This is a genomic window from Marinobacterium sp. BA1 (genome assembly GCF_041155135.1).
Classification (GTDB): Bacteria; Pseudomonadota; Gammaproteobacteria; order Pseudomonadales; family Balneatricaceae; genus Marinobacterium; species Marinobacterium iners.
Genome location: NZ_BAAFHC010000001.1, coordinates 1,549,539 through 1,570,735 on the forward strand (window position 1 = coordinate 1,549,539; position 21,197 = coordinate 1,570,735).

Below are 21,197 nucleotides of genomic sequence, written 5' to 3' on the forward strand. Positions count from 1 at the left end.
TATACAATGACTTAACACCAAGTCGAACTGTCAAAAAGGTACTTTTCTCGACATCACGTCACCCAACGGGTATAACGGTCTGCATACATTTCATGGATGAGGTGTGGTACATGTCGAAATCTCCTTTTCTCAAGTCCGTTGAGGACTTCATGTTGGTCCAGCGCTACAGTCGCCGGACGATCAGCACATATCTTTACTGGATCAAGTACTTCATTCTGTACAGCGGTAAGCGCCACCCCAGCCAATTGCATGATGAAGACATTATCCGCTTTCTGACTTTCCTGGCCGTTGAGCATAATGTTTCTGCCGGGACTCAGGCGCTTGCCCTGAATGCCATCGTTTTTCTTAAAACCAAATTCCTGGGTCAAACGGTAGGTGACCTGTCGAGCTTCAGCCCTGCTCGAAAGCCCCGCAAGTTGCCCATCGTGCTGACCAGTAAGGAAGTGGCCGCACTGCTCAGCCAACTGACCGGAGTCCACTATCTGATGGCTGCCATGCTGTATGGCTCGGGATTGCGGTCTATTGCGCGAGTTCGAGTAAGTGATAAGGGTATTGGGGAGATAGCCAGTTGGCATGCGACATCCCTGCCTTTTTGGGGTTAATCACGGCCAGCGTACTCCCTGCTGACATCAGTAGCTTGAGATTAACCTGAACGGTCTGATAAGAAAAGTGGCAGAAAGGATGTGAATTGAGGCCCCGCCGAGCGGCGAGGCCTTACACGCTTACAGCTGCGTATGCAGTCCGCACTCGCGCGTTTCGAGCGCTTTGGTCGGGTCGAAGTAGTCGTGCTCGTTGGGCAAGTTGTGTTCGGCCAGGTAGGCGTCCATGTCGGCTTCGGTCCAGTTGAACAGCGGCGCCACCTTGATGATGCCGTCCTTGCTAGCCGTCACGATATCCAGTGACTGGCGGAATTCGGTCTGGTCCTTGCGGATCGCGTTCAGCCACAGGTCTGGCTTGAGTTCGGCCAGTGCGCGCTGGAAGGGTTCCAGTTTCACCTGACGGGTGAACTCGTCATGCTGCGGATCGTCCACATCGGGGATGCCGCCCATCAGCACGTTGCGACGGGCTGCGCTCATCTGCGGGATGAAGGTGTGGATGTTCAGGTTCAGGTCCTTGATCAGCTTTTCCGCGAAGCGGTAGGTGGCCGAGGTGTTGTAACCGGAATCGACCCACAGCACCTCAATGTCCGGCTTGACCTGCACGGCCATGTGCAGAATCACCGACTCATAGGGACGGAAGTTGGTCGTGACCAGCGGCTTGTCGCTGTGGGCGATGGCCCAGGCGATGATCTCCTGCGGGGTTTTGCCCGCCAGTTCCGCGTTGGCGGCAGCCAGATCGATGCTCATTGGTTGTCTCCTGATTCCGGTTCAGCTCTGAGGATAGGCCGGGCGTGCCAGTGACGCACCGCCCTGGTAATGGACGCCGATTTCGTCAAACGCCTGCAACACGTCCGGGCTGTAGCGCTCGTCCGGTACCTGCAGGGCGTTGAAGCCGCAGCGCTCCAGATGCGCCAAACGGTCCCGGGTCACGTCGCCAATGGCGCGGATTTCACCCTTGAAGCCGCCGCGACGCAGCAGGCGTGCGATGCTGAAGCCCCTGCCATCGGTAAAGGCCGGGAACTCCACTGCAAACAGGCTGACACGGTCCTGCAGTGCCAGAACCTGCTGCAGGTCGTCGTCACCGTTCACCTGCACACCGGTTTCACGGCCTGCCAGAGCATCGGCTTCGTCCAGCCAGCGTGCCAGCGGCAATACGACCGGGCCTTCGGCGGGCAGCGCCTGATCATCCGCCAGCCACTGCCAGCGATCTTCGGTTACCGGTGTGCGATCAATGATCAGCGCCATATACAGCCTCCTTGAAGGGGTCTACACCCACACGGCGTACCAGATCGAGGAAGCTTTCCTCTTCGGATTCACGCTGTTCAATGTAGGTCAGCAAAATCTTTTCGATGGTGTTGGCCACCTCGTCGGCGGCAATCGCCTTGCCCAGTGCCTTGCCCAGTGCCGCATCTGCCTCGGACGAACCGCCCAGGGTGAACTGGTACCAGTCCTCGCCCTTCTTGTCGACGCCGAGGATACCGATGTGCCCCACATGGTGGTGCGCACAGGCGTTGATGCAGCCGGACATGTTCAGGCGAACGTTGCCTACGTCATGCAGGAAATCGACCTGCTCAAACTTCTCGTTGATCTGTTCGGCAATGTTCAGGGTATGGGCGTTGGCCAGACCGCAGAAGTCAAAGCCAGGGCAGACGATCATGTCGGTCAGGGTGCCGATATTGGGCCGCGCCAGGTTGTTGGCGTTGAGGATCTTCCATACCTGCAGCAGATCGCCCTGCTTCACGTCGGCCAGCACCAGGTTCTGGTGATGGGTGGCGCGAATCTCGCCAAACGAGAAGCTGTCCGCCAGATCGGCGACGATATCCATCTGCACGTCGGTGATATCGCCCGGCGCCTTCAGGTAAGGCTTGAGCGATACCACAACGATGCGGTAGCCCGGCACCTTGTGCTCAACGGTGTTACGCTCAAACCAGACGCGGAAGTCATCGTTCTCAGCCAGCTGGGCGCTCAAGTCATTGTTGGCCGCATCCGCCGCGTAGGCCGGCGGTGCAAACTGGGCCTTGACCCTGTCGATCTCGTCCTGCGACAGGCGCAGGTCCGACTCGCGGATCTCGGCCCACTCGGCTTCGACCTGCTCGCGGAAGGCATCAATGCCCATGGCGTTCACCAGAATCTTGATGCGCGCCTTGTACTTGTTGTCACGACGACCGTTCAGGTTGTAGACGCGGATAATCGCTTCCAGATAGGAAAGCAGGTCACGCCCTTCCAGGAAGGGACGGATCTGCTTGCCGATCACTGGGGTACGGCCGAGGCCGCCACCGACCAGCACTTCAAAGCCGATCTCGCCCTGTTCGTTCTTGACCAGATGCAGGCCGATGTCATGGACCTGCGAAGCGGCACGGTCTTCGGGACCACCGGTGACGGCGATCTTGAACTTGCGCGGCAGGTAGGCGAATTCCGGGTGCAGCGTGGACCACTGACGGATGATCTCGCACCAGGGACGCGGATCTTCCAGCTCACTGGCGATGACGCCGGCGTAGGGGTCAGTGGTGGTGTTGCGAATACAGTTGCCCGAAGTCTGGATGGCGTGCATCTGCACTTCGGCCAGCTCGGCCAGAATATCCGGTACCGACTCCAGTGTGGGCCAGTTGTACTGAATATTGGTACGGGTGGTGAAGTGACCGTAGCCCTTGTCATAGGTGCGGGCGATGTGCGCCAGCTTGCGCATCTGGGTCGAAGACATCAGACCATAGGGAACCGCCACGCGCAGCATCGGTGCCTGACGCTGTATATAAAGGCCGTTCATCAGGCGCAATGCACGGAACTCTTCGTCCGGCAGCTCGCCTGCAAGGTAGCGGCGGGTCTGGTCGCGGTACTGCGCCACCCGTTCGTCTACCAGCTTCTGATCCACTTCGGTGTACTGGTACATGTCAGTTCAACCTTTCTACTGAGCGTCATTGAAACAGGTCGCCATGTTACCCAGTCGTTTTTATAACGTAAAATACTAATTGATAATTTTGTTATAACCATTAGTCGATACCGCCCATATCACCAGACGGAATATAAAAATGCTTATATATTCTTTTTTATTTTATTGGCGCTTCGACATAATGCCATCCAGTTATTAGCCCTCCGGGGCTTTCGTGTCGCAACCAAGTGAAAGAGTCGAATGATGAATCTGTTGCCGGAACACCGCCTGACCCATCTCAAACAGCTCGAAGCCGAGAGCATCCACATCATCCGTGAAGTGGCTGCCGAGTTCGACAATCCGGTCATGCTCTATTCTGTCGGCAAGGACTCTTCCGTGATGCTGCATCTGGCACGCAAGGCGTTCTTCCCGGGCAAGCCGCCCTTCCCGCTGCTGCACGTAGACACCACCTGGAAGTTCAAGGAGATGATCCAGTTCCGTGACCATATGGCGAAGGAGGCCGGCATGGATCTGATCGTCCACATCAACCCGGAAGGCGTTGAGATGGGCATCAGCCCGTTCACCCACGGCTCGTCCAAGCACACCGACATCATGAAAACCCAGGGGCTGAAGCAGGCGCTGAACCAGTACAAGTTCGACGCCGCCTTTGGCGGTGCCCGCCGCGACGAAGAGAAATCCCGCGCCAAGGAGCGCGTGTTCTCCTTCCGCGACAAGCACCACCGTTGGGACCCGAAAAACCAGCGCCCGGAGCTGTGGAACACCTTTAACACCCGTGTCGACAAGGGCGAGAGCATCCGCGTATTCCCGCTGTCGAACTGGACCGAGCTGGACATTTGGCAGTACATCCATCTGGAGCAGATCCCCATCGTTCCGCTGTATTTCTCGGCAGTGCGTCCGGTGGTCGAGCGCGATGGCATGCTGATCATGGTCGACGACGAGCGCCTGCCGCTGGCGGATGGCGAAGTGCCGATGATGAAGAATATCCGTTTCCGTACGCTGGGCTGCTACCCGCTGACCGGCGCCGTGGAATCCGATGCCGACACCCTGCCCGAGATCATTCAGGAGATGCTGCTGACCACTACGTCAGAGCGCCAGGGCCGCGCCATCGACCACGACAGCGCCGGTTCCATGGAGCAGAAGAAGATCGAAGGGTATTTCTGAGCCGCCACCGCCATCTCGTTAACGGATATTTGAGTACAGCATTATGAGTCATCAATCTGATCTGATCGCCACTGACATCGACGCCTACCTGGACCAGCACGAGAACAAGGAGCTGCTGCGCTTTCTCACCTGCGGCAGCGTAGACGACGGCAAATCCACCCTGATCGGTCGTCTGCTGCACGACTCCAAGATGATCTATGAAGATCAGCTGGCCGCGATTCAGAACGACAGCAAGAAAGTCGGCACCACCGGAGACGAGATCGATCTGGCACTGCTGGTCGACGGCCTGCAGGCCGAGCGCGAACAGGGCATCACCATTGATGTGGCCTACCGCTACTTCTCCACCGCCAAGCGCAAGTTCATCATCGCCGATACGCCGGGGCACGAGCAGTACACCCGCAACATGGCCACCGGTGCGTCCACCTGTGATCTGGCGATCATCCTGATCGACGCCCGTCACGGGGTACAGGTGCAGACCCGCCGTCACAGCTTCATCGTGTCCCTGCTGGGCATCAAGCACACCGTGGTGGCGATCAACAAGATGGATCTGGTGGACTTCAGCGAAGAACGCTTTGAACAGATCAAGCAGGACTACCTGAACTTTGCTCAGGGGCTGGGACTGAAGGATATCCACTTCGCACCGATTTCCGCCCTGAAGGGCGACAACGTGGTCAACCCGTCAGAGAACATGCCCTGGTACAGCGGCGATTCGCTGATGCAGACACTGGAAAACGTGGAGATCGCCGGAGACGCCAATTTTGATGAACTGCGCTTCCCGGTACAGTACGTCAACCGTCCGAACCTGAACTTCCGCGGCTACTGCGGTACCCTAAGTGCGGGTATCGTGCGCCCGGGGGATGCGGTGACGGTATTGCCCTCCGGCAAATCCAGCAAGGTGAAATCGATCGTAACCTTCGATGGCGAGCTGGCCGAGGCGTTTGCGCCCATGGCGGTGACGCTGACACTGGAAGACGAAATCGATATCTCCCGTGGCGACCTGATCGTACACAGTGATCAGGTACCGGAAGTGACTAACCGCTTCGCAGCGCATCTGGTATGGATGTCGGAACAGGAGCTGATTCCGGGGCGCAGCTACGAAATCAAGCTGGCCAGCACCCGCACGGCAGGGCGTGTCAGCGCGATTCGTCACCGCATCGATGTGAATACGCTGGAACAAAGCCCGGCAGCGACACTGGGACTAAACGAGATCGCTCAGGTCGAGATCAGTCTGGAACGCGCCGTAGTGGCGGATGACTACCGTCGTCACAAGGGCACCGGCTCGTTCATTATCGTTGATCGGTTGACCAACGCCACCGTGGCAGCCGGCATGATTCAGGCCGAAGCTGAAGATGACAGTGCGATTGAGCTGCACGCCGAGTCCATCATCAGCACTCAGCAGCGTGCCGAGCGCTTTGGTCAGAAAGCGGCACTGGTTCAGATCAAGGCCACTGACGCGACTCAGGGTGCAACGCTGCTGTATACACTTGAGCAACAACTGTTCAATCGTGGCCGCCTGCCGCTGGCACTGACCTTCCAGAACACTGAGCAGGTTGCCGCACTCAAGGCTGCCGGTCTGTTGCTGCTGACTCAGCGTGATGATTTTGAGGCAGATCTGGTGCTTGAGGCCGACGCAGAACTGCCTCCAACTGCACAGGTCAAGGCACTGTTGCAGAAAATTCAGCAGGCAGATCTGATCTGAGTCGGGGATCGGGCGCTTGCGCTCGGCCTGCGGATCTATACCCTAAGGTTATAAATCCGGTAAAATTCAGCGGAATCTAATACGCCCTGCCCGGTCATGCCGGCAGGGCTTGAGGCATTGACAGGGGCTATGACTGAATTTCTGCTCATCCTGATCAGCACCGTACTGGTGAATAACTTCGTACTGGTCCAGTTCCTCGGGCTGTGTCCGTTCATGGGTGTTTCCAACAAGCTGGAAACGGCCATGGGCATGTCCCTGGCCACCACCTTCGTGCTGACGCTGTCGTCGGTGTGCAGCTATCTGGTGTACTCGACCCTGCTGGTCCCCTTCGAGCTGGAATACCTGCAAACCATCGCCTTTATTCTGGTGATTGCGGTAGTGGTTCAGTTCACCGAAATGGTGGTGCACAAAACCAGTCCGCTGTTGTACAAGCTGCTCGGCATCTTCCTGCCGCTGATCACCACCAACTGTGCGGTACTCGGCGTTGCCCTGCTCAACATCAAGAAGCAAAACGGCTTCCTTGAGTCGATCGCCTATGGTTTTGGTGCTGCCGTCGGCTTCTCGATGGCGCTGGTGCTGTTCTCGGCCATTCGTGAGCGGATCGCCGTCGCGGATGTGCCCGTTCCCTTTCGCGGTGCGGCCATCGGCATGGTCACCGCCGGTCTGATGTCGCTGGCCTTCATGGGCTTTGCCGGCCTCGTGCAGTTCTGAGGCGGAGGCGACGATGACGACCGTTATTACCGCTATTCTTATCCTGTTTTGCCTCGCCGTCGTGTTCGGCGTGATTCTGGGTTATGCCTCGGTACGCTTTCGTGTCGAGGGCAACCCGATCGTGGATCAGATCGATTCCCTGTTGCCACAAACGCAGTGTGGCCAGTGCGGCTACCCGGGCTGTCGCCCCTACGCGGAAGCGATCGCCAATGGTGAGGCGATCAACAAGTGCCCGCCCGGTGGTCAAAGCACCATCGAAGCGCTGGCTGACCTGCTCGATGTGGAAGCGGTGCCGCTGGATGCCGAACACGGTGAAGAACAGGTCAAAAAGGTTGCCTTTATCCGCGAAGATGAATGCATCGGCTGCACCAAGTGCATTCAGGCCTGCCCCGTGGATGCGATTCTGGGCGCCGCCAAACAGATGCATACCGTCATCGTCGATGAGTGCACCGGCTGCGATCTCTGTGTTGAACCCTGCCCCGTGGACTGTATTGATATGATTCCGGTGGAAACCACCATTACCAACTGGAAATGGCCCTCGCCAACCGAGTCCTCCAGCCTGATCGCGACCGACCGTGGTCGCGGCGCCGAACAGCAGGAGGCACACTGATGGGCAAGGTATTTGCGTTCCACGGTGGCGTGCACCCGCCGGAAAACAAGAAGCAGTCCACCCGAACCCCGATTGCCCATGCACCGCTGCCGAAGATGCTCTATATCCCACTGCAGCAGCATATCGGCATTGCCGCCAACCCGGTGGTCAATGTGGGCGATCGTGTACTCAAGGGACAGTTGATTGCCGAACCGGTCGGCCGTATCAGCGCATCGCTGCACGCGCCTACCTCAGGCATTGTGCGCTCCATCGGGCCACACCCGGTGCCGCATGCATCAGGCCTTGAGTCTGACTGCATCACGCTGGAAACCGACGGTCAGGATGAGTGGATTGAACACCAGGGCCTGCAGGATTACACCCGGCTGGAGCCCTCGGTTCTGATCGAGCATATCCGCCAGTGCGGCATCGCCGGCATGGGCGGTGCTGGCTTCCCAACCGATGTGAAGCTGCATCTGGGTGATGACCATATCGTCAATACTCTGATCATCAACGCCGCCGAGTGCGAACCCTATATCACGGCTGATGACATGCTGATGCGTGAGCGTGCCGCCGACATTCTCAGCGGTATTCGCATCATCAGCCACCTGTTGCGCCCGAGCCATATCATGATCGGCATCGAGGACAACAAGCCGCAGGCAATCCACGCATTGGAAGCGGTACTCAAGGGTTGCGAGCTGAATATTGATATCCGCGTCGTGCCCACCAAATACCCTTCGGGCGGTGAACGCCAGCTGATCCAGCTGCTCACCGGACTGGAAGTACCAAGTGGTCGCATCCCTGCCGATATCGGCATTGTGTGCCAGAATGTGGGCACGACAACCGCCATCCATCGTGCGGTACATTTTGGCGAGCCGCTGATTTCCCGCATTGTGACCGTCACCGGCGACGCCGTGGCCAAGCCGCAGAATTTTGAAGCCCTGATTGGTACCCCCTTCGCCGACCTGCTGGATGCTGCCAGCCTGTACGAAGGCCGTCTGTTCAGGCTGGTGATGGGCGGGCCGATGATGGGGGTCACGGTCGCGCATGATCAGATCCCTGTGATCAAGACCACCAACTGCATCATTGCCGCCAGCGATGAGGAAATGCCACAGGCACCACCTGAGCAGCCCTGCATCCGTTGCAATATGTGTGAGCAGGTTTGCCCCGTTACGCTGCTGCCGCAGCAGCTGTACTGGTTCTCCAAAGGGCGTGAGTTCGACAAGGCGCGTAATCACAACCTGTTCGACTGCATCGAGTGCGGCGCCTGTGCCTATGTCTGCCCCAGCAGCATTCCGCTGGTGCAGTACTATCGCTTTGCCAAATCTGAGATTCGTACCGAAGAAGCCGAACAACGCAAGGCTGATCATGCGCGTCAGCGTTTTGAAGCCCGTCAGGCGCGGCTCGAACGCGAACAGGCCGAGAAGGAGGCACGCCGTAAGGCGCGGGCCGAAGAGGCCGCACGGGCACAACAGTCTCGCAAGAGTACCGAAGCGGACAAGGCACAGGCCGAACCCGGCAACACCGCTCCTGCAGCCAGTGTAGCACCAGACCTGAAGCAACTGAAAACCGCTGCAGCGGTTGCCCGTACCAAGCTGAAAAAGGCCCGTGACGCTCTCAAGAACGCTGAAGACAAGGGGCTTGATGGCATCGATGCCCTGCGCGTCACCCTGACTGACCTGGAGCAGAAATCAGAAGAAGCCGAGCAGGCCTTTAAGGCAGCTGAGCAGGCAGAAGCCGCTGCCGCCGCCGAAAAGGGCGTAGATCTCAAGCAGCTCAAGATTGATGCCGCCATGGCCCGCGCAGCGGTGACCAAACTGGAACGCGCACTGACCAAGACGGAAGACGAACAGGCACGTCGGGAGATGGAAACCGAACTGGTGGAAGCCCGCAAGAAATCCGACGCACTGAACCAGAGCCTGAGCGAGCACTCGCCGGCCTAAACCCAACTGATACTTAAGACAGGATCGCACACCGATGTCACTGATCCGACTGAGTTCACCTCATGTCTACAAGGCCAACAGCACCGCCAATGTGATGCGACTGGTAATGCTGGCCATGCTGCCCGGCATTCTGGCCATGACCGTCTTTTTCGGCTGGGGCACTGTAATCCAGATTATCTGGGCCGGCCTGCTGGCACTGGGATTTGAAGCCGTAATACTCATGCTGCGCAAGCGCCCGGTGCTGTTTCACCTCAGCGATGGCAGCGCCATTGTCACGGCCATGCTGCTGGCCGTGGCAATTCCTCCCTTCGCGCCCTGGTGGATGACACTGGTCGGCGTGTTTGTTGCCATTGTATTGGGCAAGCACCTTTACGGCGGTTTGGGACAGAACCCGTTCAATCCCGCCATGGTGGCCTATGCCCTCCTGCTGATCTCGTTCCCGGTGGAAATGACACGCTGGACCGCCCCCTTCGTACTCAATGGCGACGGCTGGCAGATAGCGCCGTTCCTCGACACGCTGAAGGCCATCTTCGCCGCCGCCGACAACCTCTGGTATGACAGTTTTACCGGAGCGACCCCTCTGGATGAAATCCGCCATCGTGGCGGCCTGACCACCGAAGAAGCCTGGCGCCAGTCCACCGTATTGTCACAAGGCATCGGCGCCTGGCACGCAGTCAGTGCCGCCTGGCTGATGGGCGGCATCTTTCTGCTGTACCGCAAGGTGATCACCTGGCACGCACCCATCTCCATGCTGCTGGCACTGGCCCTGTGTTCAAGCATGTTTTTCGGTTTTGATCCCGACAACTATGCTGACCCCTTCTTCCACCTCAGCACCGGTGCCACCATGCTGGCGGCGTTCTTCATCATTACCGACCCGGTCTCCAGCGCGACCAGTAACCGTGGACGGATAGTGTTCGGTGCCAGTATTGGCATCCTGATTTTCATTATCCGTACCTGGGGTAACTACCCCGATGGTGTGGCCTTCGCGGTTTTACTGATGAATCTGGCGGCGCCCTTTATCGATATCTATACCCAGCCACGCAGCTATGGCCATAACAGAGCCAAAAAGGGACAGGGAGGCAAGGCATGAACGAAGTCTTTCAGGCCATTCGCAATAACGCCCTGGCCATCGGCATTTTCGCGATCGTAACAGCGGCTGTCATCGCCTTCACTCAGCTGAGTACACGCGAAAGAATCGCGCACAACAAGGCCGAATTTCAGGCCCGTGCCTTGTATGAAATCGTGCCTCGCGAGATAGATCCCGATCTGCTGTCGCATGAGATTCAGCTCAGTGCCGCGCCTGAGCTGGGCTACCCTTCCGGCAGCACAGGCTGGCAGGCAATCAATTCCGGCGAGGTGGTAACTGTACTGCTTCCGGTGATTGCACCGGATGGCTACAGCGGCAACATCGAGCTGCTGATCGGTGTGAATGCCGACAGTTCGCTCGCCGGTGTACGCGTCCTAAGCCACAAGGAAACACCGGGGCTGGGTGACAAGATCGAGCTGGCCAAATCCGACTGGATTCTGGCTTTTGAGGGGGCTCACATGGCGGTTAATCGTGACGAGAACTGGGCGGTAAAAAAAGACGGTGGCAGATTTGATCAGTTCACCGGTGCGACTATCACGCCACGTGCGATCGTAAACGCCACCGCCCGCACAATCGAGTTTTTCCGGGCTCACCGCGCACAGTTGCTGCAACCCGTTACTGCTGACGCCGCTTCTGCGGCAGGAGTCACACAATGAGCGTCGACTACCGCAAGATTACATTGGACGGCCTTTGGACCAACAATCCGGCACTGGTTCAACTACTGGGCCTTTGCCCCCTGCTGGCCGTCACCGCCTCCGTAGTGAACGCCCTTGGCCTTGGCCTTGCAAGCACATTGGTACTGGTCAGCTCAAACCTGACTGTATCCGCTTTCCGCAAACTGGTGCCGGAAACCGTACGCCTGCCGATCTTCGTAATGATCATTGCCTCTTTCGTGACGGCGATCGAACTGCTGATGCAGGCATTCACCTATGAGCTTTACCTGATTTTGGGCATCTTCATTCCATTGATTGTGACCAACTGCGCCATCATGGGCCGTGCCGATGCCTTTGCCAGCAAAAACCCGGTGCGCGCCTCAGTATTGGACGGCCTGATGATGGGCGTCGGCTTCACCGCCGTATTGGTCCTGCTGGGCGGTATGCGCGAGTTGCTGGGCACCGGCGCGCTGTTCAGTGACATGCACCTGCTGTTCGGCGAAGCCGCACGCAACTGGAAGTGGCTGATGTTCGAGGACTACCCAGGCTTCCTGTTTGCCATTCTGCCACCGGGTGCCTTTGTTGGCCTTGGACTGCTGATTGCGCTGAAGAACATAATCGATGCGCGCCTGGAAGAACGCCGCAAGCAACAGACTCCCAAAACCTTGACGGGTAGCAAAAGGGTACGCGTTACCGGTTGATGACACTTTTTACTCATTGAAACCCAAACCCTTTTTCATTAACCTCGGCCAAACCTGCATCATTTTCGATCAACAGGAGCCAAGGTGGGCAAACCGCTATCCGTCGTAATCTGTGATGATTCCCGCCTCGCTCGCAAGCAGATGGAGCGAGCGCTGAAACAATGGAATGTGGACATTACACACGCCAGCCATGGCCTGGAGGCACTTGAGGCGATCAGAGCCGGCAAGGGTGAGCTGCTGTTTCTCGACCTTAACATGCCGTTGCTGGATGGCTACCAGGTACTGGAACGCATCCGTGCCAATGACCTGCCCACTCTTACCATCGTTGTATCCGGCGATATTCAGCCGGAAGCCCGTGAGCGTGTGATTCAACTCGGCGCACTTGATTTCATCCACAAACCGCTGGATACCGACCTGCTGACCCCATCCCTGCGCTCATACGGCCTGCTCGAAGAACTTGCCGAACGCCCCGCCGACACCGTAAATGATGCAGTTGAAGCCGATCTCGAAGGTGCACGTCCACAGCCACTGAACCGCACTCGCGGCCTGGGCCTCGACCCGGTATCGCAGGCATTTGAACTGACCGAGAGCTACCAGGAGCTGGCTAACGTCGCTATGGGCCAGGCAGCCGACCGCCTTGCACGGCTGTTGAAGGTCTTTATCGAATTGCCAATCCCCCACGTACAGTTGGTTGAGCTGTGTGAATTCGACATGGCGTTGCATCAGGCGACTGGAGACAATCCGATCACCACTATTTGTCAGGGCTTTATCGCTCCAGGCATCGCCGGTGAAGCCTTGCTGATGTTCAGTGACTCCAGCAGTCAGGATCTGGCTTATATGCTCGGCCATGAAGGTGAAATCACCGACCAGGTCGAACGCGAATTGATGATGGATATCGCCAACCTCTTGATCGGTGCCTTCTTGAACGGGCTTGGATCACAGCTAGATCTGAGTTTTGGCCAGGGCTCGCCACTGATTCTGGGCCAGCACTGCAGTATACCGAACCTGCAACAGAACAGCCGCTGGACGCGAACACTAAGCATCGACATCGGTTACCGGATCGAGGGGCGCGATTTGAGTTGTGACCTGCTGCTGCTGTTTACCGAAGATTCACTTCCGGCCATGAATGAATTAGTGAGGCATCTGTGATGATCAACCCGCCGGAGCACATACTGAGCGTGGATGAGTTCCATTGGCAACTGGGACTCCTGCAACACTTGGATGTGGGCCTGATTGTGTTGGATGCCGACCACCGCGTTCACCTTTGGAACAATTTCATGACCAACCATTCCGGTGTACGTGATGCCATTGCTTACGGCAAACGACTGGAAGACCTGTTCGATGACTTCCCTGGACAATGGTTTCAGCGCAAGCTTGAAAGCGTCTTCATGCTTCGCAATCGTGCCTTTATCACCTGGGAAGAGCGCCCTTACCTGTTCCGCTTCAAGCCGTACCACCCTATTACGGGACTGGCTGAGTTCATGTATCAGAACGTGACATTGATTCCGCTCTCCTCTCCCAGTGGCCAGATCGACCATGTCGGCATTATGATCTATGACATGACGGCCGCCGCCATGAGCCAGTTGGGGCTGCGTGATGCCAACGCCGAGCTCGCACTGCTGAGTCGCACAGACAGACTCAGTGGTCTTGCAAACCGAGGCTACTGGGAAGAGTGCCTGCGACAGGAGTATGAGCGCTTCCGCCGAACTCAGACCCCCTCAAGCCTGGTCATGATGGATGTGGACCACTTCAAGACGATCAACGACACTTACGGCCACCAGGCCGGTGACGAGGTCATCCGTATCCTGTCCGAAACCCTGCGCCACCATGCACGTGCCACGGATACGCCGGGCCGTTATGGCGGCGAGGAGTTTGGCGTTCTGCTGGTCAACACCACAGCCACCAACGCCATGGTGTTCGCCGAACGGGTTCGCCGTGCAATCGAGATGCTGGAAGTAAGGCACGGCCCCAACCGTATACAGTTTACCGCCAGCCTTGGCATTTCTCAGCTTGGCAACCAGCATCAATCCCATGAAGAGTGGATGCGAGATGCCGACACGGCGCTGTATTACTCCAAGGAAAATGGCCGCAACCGTACCACCCTGGCCGAGGATCTGGAATAATCGCAGCTTTGCCCGTAACCGGACAGACCGCGATGAATGCCGACAAGCGATACCAGATTTTCAGCCGCCTGCAGGCCGAAAACCCCAACCCTGAAACCGAACTCGAATACAGCAACGCCTTTGAGCTGCTGATTGCCGTCATGCTGTCGGCACAGGCAACCGATGTCAGCGTCAACAAGGCTACCCGCAAGCTTTATCCCATCGCCAATACGCCTGAAGCCATTCTGGCCCTCGGAGTGGATGGTGTGAAGCAGTACATCAAGACCATCGGTCTGTTCAACACCAAGGCCGAAAACGTCATCAAGACCTGCCGCATCCTGATTGAAGAGCATAACAGCGAAGTCCCTCAGACACGCGCCGAGCTGGAGAAGCTGCCCGGTGTTGGCCGCAAGACTGCCAACGTGGTCCTCAACACGGCGTTTGGCCAGCCCGCCATGGCGGTAGACACCCATATTTTTCGCGTCGCCAACCGCACTCGTATCGCCCCAGGCAAGACCGTACTGGAAGTCGAACGAAAACTGCTGCGCCATGTCCCCAAACCCTTTCTGGTGGATGCACACCACTGGCTGATCCTGCACGGACGCTATGTCTGCACGGCACGCAAGCCTCGTTGCAGTGCCTGCGTGATTGAAGATTTATGTGAATACAAGCAGAAAACGGAGCTCGAATAGCCCCTTTCGTTACCCACAATTTCTGTGGATAAAACTGTTAGTACTATTGGGAAGAATGGCTCAATCCAGCGTAATTCGAGGCCTTCAGCAAATTGGTAAGAAAAACGTCAGCTTTCGATCAAATCCATAAAAAACAATAGCTTACATATGTCAATAGAGCAATACGTCTTCGCTGAAACGGGTTATGCACCGGCCTCAGTCAGTGTGCCTCAAGCATGTGCACAAGTTCAAAAAAAAAGCGCCCTGTCAAGGCGCTTCTTTCACTTCATGTCGATTTTGTGACCCGGTTCAATCTTCGGGCAATTCAATCTCGATATGTGTCTTCGGTCGGCAACAACAGGTGAGTATTTCATCGCCCTGAAGATCTACCAGACTATCCTGCACATACTCCACTTCACCATCCAGCAGGCGCACTTTACAGCAGCCACAGTAACCACCCCGGCAGTTGTAGGGGGCAGGAATCTCCTGTGACTCAAGCGCATCCAGCAGAGAAAACTCATACTGATAGAAGAATGTGTGGTAATTGCTGACCTTGATTCGTGGAATACCTGACATGCATCCCTCGCTTACAGGTCAAAGCCGTCAAAATCGTCACTGCCGACATCATTGTCGATCTGTCCGACCAGATAGGAACTGATTTCCGCTTCCTGAGGCGCCACCTGCACGTTGTCACTGACCAGCCAGCCATTCATCCAGGGCAGCGGATTCTGCCGCGCCGGGAAGATTTCATTCAAGCCCAGCGCCTTCATGCGTACGTTGGTGATGTACTCGACATAGTCGCCCAGAATACGTGCGTTCAAACCGATCATGGAGCCTTCACTGAACAGATACTCGGCCCACTCCTTCTCCTGCTGCGCCGCCTCACGGAAAATGGCGTAAACCTGTTCCTCACACTCAACCGCGATCTGTTTGAAGTCCGCGTCTTCCGCCCCTGATGCCATCAGATTAAGCATGTGCTGGGTACCGGTCAGATGCAGTGCCTCATCACGCGCAATCAGCTTGATGATCTTGGCATTGCCTTCCATCAGGGCACGTTCGGCAAAGGCAAAGGAGCAGGCAAAGCTGACGTAGAAGCGGATCGCTTCCAGTACATTCACCGAAACCAGCGTCAGATAAAGTTTTCTCTTCAAGTTGTACAGTGAAGCATCGTAGCTGACGCCGTTGATCTGGTGTACACCAGCACCATGCACGGAGTAGACACTGACCAGCTGAATAAATTCGTCATACAGTCGGGTAACCGTTTCGGCCCGCTTGATGATTTCCGGATTGGTCACGATGGTGTCAAACACCTCAGACGGCTCGGTAATAATGTTGCGGATGATATGGGTATAGGAGCGGCTGTGAATGGTCTCGCTGAATGCCCAGGTTTCAAACCAGGTTTCAAGCTCCGGCAGAGACACTACCGGCAGAAACGCCACGTTGGGCGAGCGCCCCTGAACCGAGTCCAGCAGAGTCTGGTACTTCAGGTTGCTGAGAAAGATGTGCTTCTCATGGTCCGGCATGTCCATGAAGTCCTTGCGATCGTTGGTCAGATCGACCTCTTCGGGACGCCAGAAGAAAGAGAGCTGTTTTTCGATCAACTTTTCGAAGATCGGGTATTTCTGTTTGTCATATCGCGCCACATTGACCGGGCGACCGAAAAACATCGGTTCACGTGTGGCGTCGTGGTTACTCGGACTGAAAGTGGAATATGACATCGGTGCTTTCCTGAAAAAAACAAAACCTGATCAGGCGCTCACCGGTTGTGAGCGCCTGTTGAAACATGAACATCAGAGGGTCTGATCAGAGCTTGCAGGCTCCGCCTTCACAACCACCGTCGTCAGCCTGATCAGAGGCACCGTCACGGGTGTTGTGGTAGTAAAGGGTCTTTACACCGTTCTTGTAGGCTGTCAGCAGATCCTGAAGCAGCTGCTTCATCGGCACCTTGTCGCCCGGGAACTTGGACGGGTCGTAGTTGGTGTTGGCCGAGATCGACTGGTCAACAAACTTCTGCATGATACCCACCAGCTGCAGATAGCCAGTGTTGTTCGGGATGCTCCAGAGCAGTTCGTACTGGTTTTTCAGCTCAAGATACTCGGGCACCACCTGTTTCATGATGCCGTCCTTGCTCGCCTTCACCGATACAAAACCACGTGGCGGCTCGATACCGTTGGTGGAGTTGGTGATCTGGGAGGAGGTTTCGCATGGCATCAACGCCGTCAGTGTGCTGTTACGCAGACCGAACTCGCGAATGTCCTCGCGCAGCGTCTCCCAGAAGTAGTGCAACGGCTCCTGACAGTAGTCATCGACATCACGCTTGTAGGTATCAGTCGGCAGCAGCCCCTTGGCGTAGGTGGTCTCGTTGAATTTCGGGCAAGGCCCCATCTCCTTGGCCAGCTGGTTGGATGCCTTGAGCAGATAGTACTGAATCGCCTCGAACGTACGGTGCACAAGGCCGTTGGCACTGCCATCAGAGTAACGCACACCGTTTTTGGCCAGGTAGTAGGCAAAGTTGGTAACGCCCACACCCAGCGTACGTCGTGACATCGTAGCGTTGCGGGCGGCCGGGATCGGGTAGTCCTGGTAGTCCAGCAGACTGTCCAGCGCACGCACGATCAGATCCGCCAGGTCTTCCAGCTCATCCAGGTTGGCCAGCGCACCCAGGTTGAATGCTGACAGGGTGCAGAGTGCGATCTCGCCATCGGGGTCATTCACGTCTTTCAGCGGTTTGGTCGGCAGTGCAATCTCCAGACAGAGGTTGGACTGCTTCACCGGCGCCACGGCCGGGTCAAACGGGCTGTGCGTGTTGCAATGGTCTACATTCTGCACGTAGATACGACCGGTAGAGGCACGCTCGGACATCATCAGCCCAAACAGCTCAACCGCCTTGATGGTCTTCTTACGAATCGACTCATCCTGCTCGTACTGCACATAGAGACGTTCAAACTCGTCCTGATCAGCAAAGAATGCTTCATACAGCCCCGGTACTTCATGCGGACTGAACAGGGTGATATTGCCACCCTTAATCAGGCGTTGATACATCAGCTTGTTGATCTGCACCCCATAGTCGATGTGACGTACGCGGTTCTCTTCAACACCTCGGTTGTTCTTCAACACCAGCAGGGATTCAACCTCCAGGTGCCAGATCGGATAGAACAATGTGGCTGCACCACCACGCACCCCACCCTGAGAGCAGGATTTGACGGCAGTCTGGAAGTGCTTGTAGAACGGTATGCAGCCGGTATGGAATGCTTCACCGTTACGGATCGGGCTTCCAATGGCGCGAATGCGGCCCGCATTGATACCGATTCCGGCACGCTGGGACACATACTTGACGATAGCCGCGGCTGTGGCATTGATGGAGTCAAGGCTGTCATCGGCTTCAATCAATACGCAGGAGCTGAACTGGCGTGTTGGAGTACGCACCCCAGCCATGATCGGCGTCGGCAACGACAGCTTGAACAGGGATGTCGCGTCATAGAACCGCTTAACGTAACCCAGCCGTGTTTCACGCGGATAATTGGAGAACAGGCAGGCCGATACCAGCATGTACAGCTGCTGCGGGCTTTCGAAAATCTTGCCACTGACACGGTTTTGGACCAGATACTTGCCTTCAAGCTGTTTCACGGCCGCATAGCTGAAGTTCATGTCACGGCTGTGGTCAAGATAGGCGTTCAGCTCGTCAAATTCTTCACGGCTGTAATCTTCAAGCAGGTGACGGTCGTAACGGTTATCTTCGACCATGCGCACAACGTGGTCATAGAGATGCGGCGGCTCAAAGTCGTTGAAGGCCCGTTTGCGCAGATGGAAAATCGCCAGACGTGCAGCCAGGTACTGATAGTCGGGAGCCTCTTCCGAAATCAGATCGGCAGCTGACTTGATCAGCGTTTCATGAATATCCGAGGTTTTGATGCCCTCGTAAAACTGAAGGTGAGCACTGAGCTCAACCTGAGAAACCGAAACGTTTTCGAGCCCTTCGGCAGCCCAGATTATCACGCGATGGATCTTCTCCAGGTCGATCGGCTCGCGGCGTCCATCACGTTTGGTAACCATCAGATTCTGCTGCATATGACGCTCATCCCAGTTTCAGTCAGTGTTGTCGTTCAGGCGTGATGCTTGCCTGTATTCCCTGAAGCAGCCCGCCCAGCCCGGCCCGTGGCTGTGACAGCATGTGTCGCTATCAGTACGCACTCTATGAGAACGCCTGATCACTTTTTAGACGGAAAGCACTATATATAGTGTGGCACTGCTTACAGGGCACTAAATATAGATATTAGAGGAAAGATTTCAATCTTGATTTTCAGACGTTTGGAGTGTAGCCAGCGCCGGCTGGCGGCCACAAATGCGGTATGGCAGGGGCTACAGGGGAGCGAGCTCGAAAATGAGTTTTTTTCATATGAAAAACCATCATCAAGAAAAAACTGCATAGCCTAAAAAGCCTGATCAATCTCAGGAAAGTGCGGCTTTACAAGCACCGGCGTGATCATTAGAATGCGCAGCTCTTTGGTGGGGTTCCCGAGTGGCCAAAGGGATCAGACTGTAAATCTGACGCGCGAGCTTCGGTGGTTCGAATCCACCTCCCACCACCATCTGATTCAAACGAAAGAGCCCTGCCCTAACCGGTGGGGCTTTTTTGTTTTCGCCGTCAATTTTGTTTTTCCACCTGTGCCATCTCAACCAGCCAACGAAACAGGCGCAGTTGTGACGGCAGGTAAAACAGATACTCCGGGTGCCACTGCACGCCGATAATCGGCTGTCCTGACGTTGACTCTACCGCCTGTGTCAACTCATCCAGATCGTGCCCTACCACACGGAGCCCATCTCCGGGTACGCGTACCGCCTGATGATGCAGACTGTTCACACGCAGCTTTTCGCGCTCGCAGATACGCGCCAGTGCCGAGCCCTGTTCCAGCCGTACTTGCTTGGTGGGCAACAGCCCGGGACGGTTATAGGTCAAACGGCGCAGGTGACGAATGTCCTGATACAACTGCCCCCCCAGCACCACGTTGATCAGCTGAGAGCCACGGCAGATGCCCAACATCGGCAAACCGGTATCCAGCGCATGATGAATCCAGCGCATCTCCAGCTCATCCCGCTCCGGATCGAGTCGCACCGGCTCACTCAGCTCACCACCATAATGCTCGGGGCTGATGTCATCACCGCCCCCGATGATCAGGGCATCGACAGCAGTTTCGGGTACCTCATGGCGTACACTGACCCGCACCGCCTCAGCGCCTGCCAGACGCAGCGCCAATCGGGTGCACCACCAAGAGGGCGACCAGCGCCGACTGTTACCGGTTACTGCCACCCGCGTTGCTGCAGCCATCCATCCACCTGTAGAACCCACTGTTTTCGATTGACTCCCAGCAGAGGCCTGTAAGCCTGCAACCAGGCCTGACTCAGCTCGGCTCTCGCTTCAGCGTCCGCCGCCAACTGCTCAACCACCCACCACTTGTTCCATTCGTTTGCCAACGACCAGGCCGGGTTTTCAATCTCACAGTTGGGCAGGCGGTAGTGAAATGCTGGCCGAGACTTGATGCGATCATCCGGCACTTTCGCCTGCACTCGATCAGCGTCGAGATGCGACAGCAGGGGCAGCAGGTCAAGCGCCCGATTGCGGGTAGCGTTATGCGTAAGGTAATGCTCGAACAGCCAGTCAAGGTCAGTATCTGGAGCCTCCAGCAGCTCACGAATGAAAGCTTCAGGGTACAGGTCAACATAAGGGGAGATCTTGCGGGCAATATTGACCGCATGAGACTCAACCAGCCACCATTGCAGCAGGCTATAGGCCACAATATAGGCCGTGATGGTTTCGGCATCCAGCGCGGGCAGTTCCGCGTTAATATGCACACCCAAAGCCGCCACAAGCGAGTCACTGGTTCCCTTTGCTCCGGAGCGGCGCAGCATATCAACCAGTGCATCCAGCTCGTCCAGCTTATCCAGTGGCAAGGGGGGGCAAACAACCTCGACCGGAACCAGCAATGCAGCTGCCTGACTAACCATTCCGACCCATTCGGGTTCGGGCTGATCCGAATCAGTGGCCTGCTGCGCCTCGGCGGCCGTGCGCTTGAGCAACGCCCAATCCAACTCCAGATTATAGCTGCCCGAATCCGCTTTCAGCTTGCGCTCGGCAGCCGAGACCTGTTCCACCTCGGCCTTCAGCACCCGCTGCATCGCCACCAGCGCTTCATCCACATTGAGCCCGGTAAACTCAAGCTCAAACCCGATTCGGCGCATCTGGCCGTCATCCCTGTTAATCACCGCTGGCATGCGAAACGCCGTTGGCATGGGCTACCTCCAGTTGTCAGGCAGTGTTCATTTCACCCTAACGCAAGTATTGCTCCATGCAAAGACTCTGTAATCGGCTTTAGTGCTATGCAGTATCTGCCAGCTTCGT

Annotated in this window: 20 protein-coding genes and 1 tRNA gene; 13 read left to right on the forward strand and 8 right to left on the reverse strand. The window is 56.7% G+C overall.

The genetic code is table 11. From position 1 onward, the window contains the following. The first annotated feature begins 110 nt into the window (after nt 1-110). Nucleotides 111-602, forward strand: coding sequence for a phage integrase N-terminal SAM-like domain-containing protein (locus ACAM29_RS07620; protein ID WP_369623752.1), 492 nt, complete (start codon nt 111-113; stop codon nt 600-602). Between the two features lie 120 nt (nt 603-722). Here ACAM29_RS07620 and ACAM29_RS07625 read toward each other — a convergent pair whose 3' ends face one another. Genes ACAM29_RS07625 through ACAM29_RS07635 form a run of 3 tightly spaced genes read right to left on the reverse strand, consistent with a single transcriptional unit; the run spans nt 723 to nt 3,486 of the window. Beyond that, nucleotides 723-1,346 carry a phosphoadenosine phosphosulfate reductase family protein gene (locus tag ACAM29_RS07625; protein WP_206841019.1) on the reverse strand — a complete coding sequence of 208 codons (624 nt, stop codon included), beginning with the start codon at nt 1,344-1,346 and terminating at the stop codon, nt 723-725. A 21-nt stretch (nt 1,347-1,367) separates the two neighbouring features. Next, nucleotides 1,368-1,844, reverse strand: a complete 477-nt coding sequence (locus ACAM29_RS07630; RefSeq protein ID WP_369623753.1) for a DUF934 domain-containing protein — start codon at nt 1,842-1,844, stop codon at nt 1,368-1,370. Next, entirely contained in the window at nt 1,828-3,486 is a 1,659-nt protein-coding gene (locus ACAM29_RS07635) for a nitrite/sulfite reductase (protein ID WP_369623754.1), read from the reverse strand. The genes ACAM29_RS07630 and ACAM29_RS07635 overlap by 17 nt, the downstream gene beginning before the upstream one ends. Before the next feature lie 252 nt (nt 3,487-3,738). Between ACAM29_RS07635 and cysD the strand changes: the two genes are divergently transcribed. The 11 genes from cysD to nth all read left to right on the forward strand — a co-directional run bounded on the left by cysD (nt 3,739) and on the right by nth (nt 14,821). Further along, on the forward strand, nt 3,739-4,647 hold the full coding sequence (gene cysD / locus ACAM29_RS07640) for a sulfate adenylyltransferase subunit CysD (RefSeq protein ID WP_217633015.1): 909 nt from the start codon (nt 3,739-3,741) through the stop codon (nt 4,645-4,647). A 43-nt stretch (nt 4,648-4,690) separates the two neighbouring features. Then, nucleotides 4,691-6,346 carry a sulfate adenylyltransferase subunit CysN gene (gene cysN, locus ACAM29_RS07645; protein WP_369623755.1) on the forward strand — a complete coding sequence of 552 codons (1,656 nt, stop codon included), beginning with the start codon at nt 4,691-4,693 and terminating at the stop codon, nt 6,344-6,346. Between the two features lie 129 nt (nt 6,347-6,475). Beyond that, the gene (gene rsxA, locus ACAM29_RS07650; RefSeq protein WP_091827131.1) at nt 6,476-7,057 is read left to right on the forward strand and encodes an electron transport complex subunit RsxA; all 582 of its coding nucleotides are present in this window, start codon (nt 6,476-6,478) and stop codon (nt 7,055-7,057) included. Nucleotides 7,058-7,070: 13 nt separating this feature from the next. Continuing rightward, nucleotides 7,071-7,667, forward strand: coding sequence for an electron transport complex subunit RsxB (rsxB, locus tag ACAM29_RS07655; protein ID WP_091827130.1), 597 nt, complete (start codon nt 7,071-7,073; stop codon nt 7,665-7,667). Continuing rightward, nucleotides 7,667-9,586, forward strand: coding sequence for an electron transport complex subunit RsxC (rsxC, locus tag ACAM29_RS07660; RefSeq protein WP_369623756.1), 1,920 nt, complete (start codon nt 7,667-7,669; stop codon nt 9,584-9,586). The genes rsxB and rsxC overlap by 1 nt, the downstream gene beginning before the upstream one ends. 34 nt (nt 9,587-9,620) lie before the next feature. Further along, nucleotides 9,621-10,676 carry an electron transport complex subunit RsxD gene (gene rsxD / locus ACAM29_RS07665; RefSeq protein ID WP_369623757.1) on the forward strand — a complete coding sequence of 352 codons (1,056 nt, stop codon included), beginning with the start codon at nt 9,621-9,623 and terminating at the stop codon, nt 10,674-10,676. Further along, nucleotides 10,673-11,329, forward strand: coding sequence for an electron transport complex subunit RsxG (gene rsxG / locus ACAM29_RS07670; protein ID WP_354411763.1), 657 nt, complete (start codon nt 10,673-10,675; stop codon nt 11,327-11,329). Before rsxD ends, rsxG begins: the two co-directional genes overlap by 4 nt. After that, nucleotides 11,326-12,027 (forward strand): electron transport complex subunit E, encoded by a 702-nt coding sequence (locus ACAM29_RS07675; protein WP_206841004.1) that lies wholly within the window; start codon nt 11,326-11,328, stop codon nt 12,025-12,027. The genes rsxG and ACAM29_RS07675 overlap by 4 nt, the downstream gene beginning before the upstream one ends. An 84-nt stretch (nt 12,028-12,111) precedes the next feature. Further along, nucleotides 12,112-13,176, forward strand: coding sequence for a response regulator (locus tag ACAM29_RS07680; protein ID WP_369623758.1), 1,065 nt, complete (start codon nt 12,112-12,114; stop codon nt 13,174-13,176). Further along, a complete protein-coding gene (locus tag ACAM29_RS07685) occupies nt 13,176-14,150 on the forward strand; it encodes a diguanylate cyclase (RefSeq protein WP_369625126.1) in 975 nt (324 codons plus the stop codon). The genes ACAM29_RS07680 and ACAM29_RS07685 overlap by 1 nt, the downstream gene beginning before the upstream one ends. Nucleotides 14,151-14,182: 32 nt before the next feature. After that, nucleotides 14,183-14,821 carry an endonuclease III gene (gene nth / locus ACAM29_RS07690; RefSeq protein ID WP_369623759.1) on the forward strand — a complete coding sequence of 213 codons (639 nt, stop codon included), beginning with the start codon at nt 14,183-14,185 and terminating at the stop codon, nt 14,819-14,821. A 288-nt stretch (nt 14,822-15,109) separates the two neighbouring features. Here the strand turns inward: nth and yfaE are convergent, their stop codons facing one another. The 3 genes from yfaE to nrdA all read right to left on the reverse strand — a co-directional run bounded on the left by yfaE (nt 15,110) and on the right by nrdA (nt 18,868). After that, on the reverse strand, nt 15,110-15,376 hold the full coding sequence (gene yfaE / locus ACAM29_RS07695) for a class I ribonucleotide reductase maintenance protein YfaE (protein WP_091827122.1): 267 nt from the start codon (nt 15,374-15,376) through the stop codon (nt 15,110-15,112). A gap of 11 nt (nt 15,377-15,387) precedes the next feature. After that, complete coding sequence (gene nrdB, locus ACAM29_RS07700) at nt 15,388-16,518, reverse strand: class Ia ribonucleoside-diphosphate reductase subunit beta (protein WP_206841000.1); 1,131 nt, start codon at nt 16,516-16,518, stop codon at nt 15,388-15,390. Between the two features lie 85 nt (nt 16,519-16,603). After that, complete coding sequence (gene nrdA / locus ACAM29_RS07705; RefSeq protein ID WP_091827120.1) at nt 16,604-18,868, reverse strand: class 1a ribonucleoside-diphosphate reductase subunit alpha; 2,265 nt, start codon at nt 18,866-18,868, stop codon at nt 16,604-16,606. Between the two features lie 437 nt (nt 18,869-19,305). On the opposite strand from nrdA, the gene ACAM29_RS07710 reads away from it, so the two are divergent. Beyond that, nucleotides 19,306-19,389, forward strand: a tRNA-Tyr gene (locus ACAM29_RS07710). Nucleotides 19,390-19,445: 56 nt separating this feature from the next. Here ACAM29_RS07710 and ACAM29_RS07715 read toward each other — a convergent pair. Together ACAM29_RS07715 and ACAM29_RS07720 are read right to left on the reverse strand one after the other, a co-directional pair. After that, complete coding sequence (locus ACAM29_RS07715; RefSeq protein ID WP_369623760.1) at nt 19,446-20,126, reverse strand: gamma-glutamyl-gamma-aminobutyrate hydrolase family protein; 681 nt, start codon at nt 20,124-20,126, stop codon at nt 19,446-19,448. Beyond that, the gene (locus ACAM29_RS07720; RefSeq protein WP_369623761.1) at nt 20,099-21,088 is read right to left on the reverse strand and encodes an amidoligase family protein; all 990 of its coding nucleotides are present in this window, start codon (nt 21,086-21,088) and stop codon (nt 20,099-20,101) included. The genes ACAM29_RS07715 and ACAM29_RS07720 overlap by 28 nt, the downstream gene beginning before the upstream one ends. Nucleotides 21,089-21,197 lie beyond the last annotated feature (109 nt).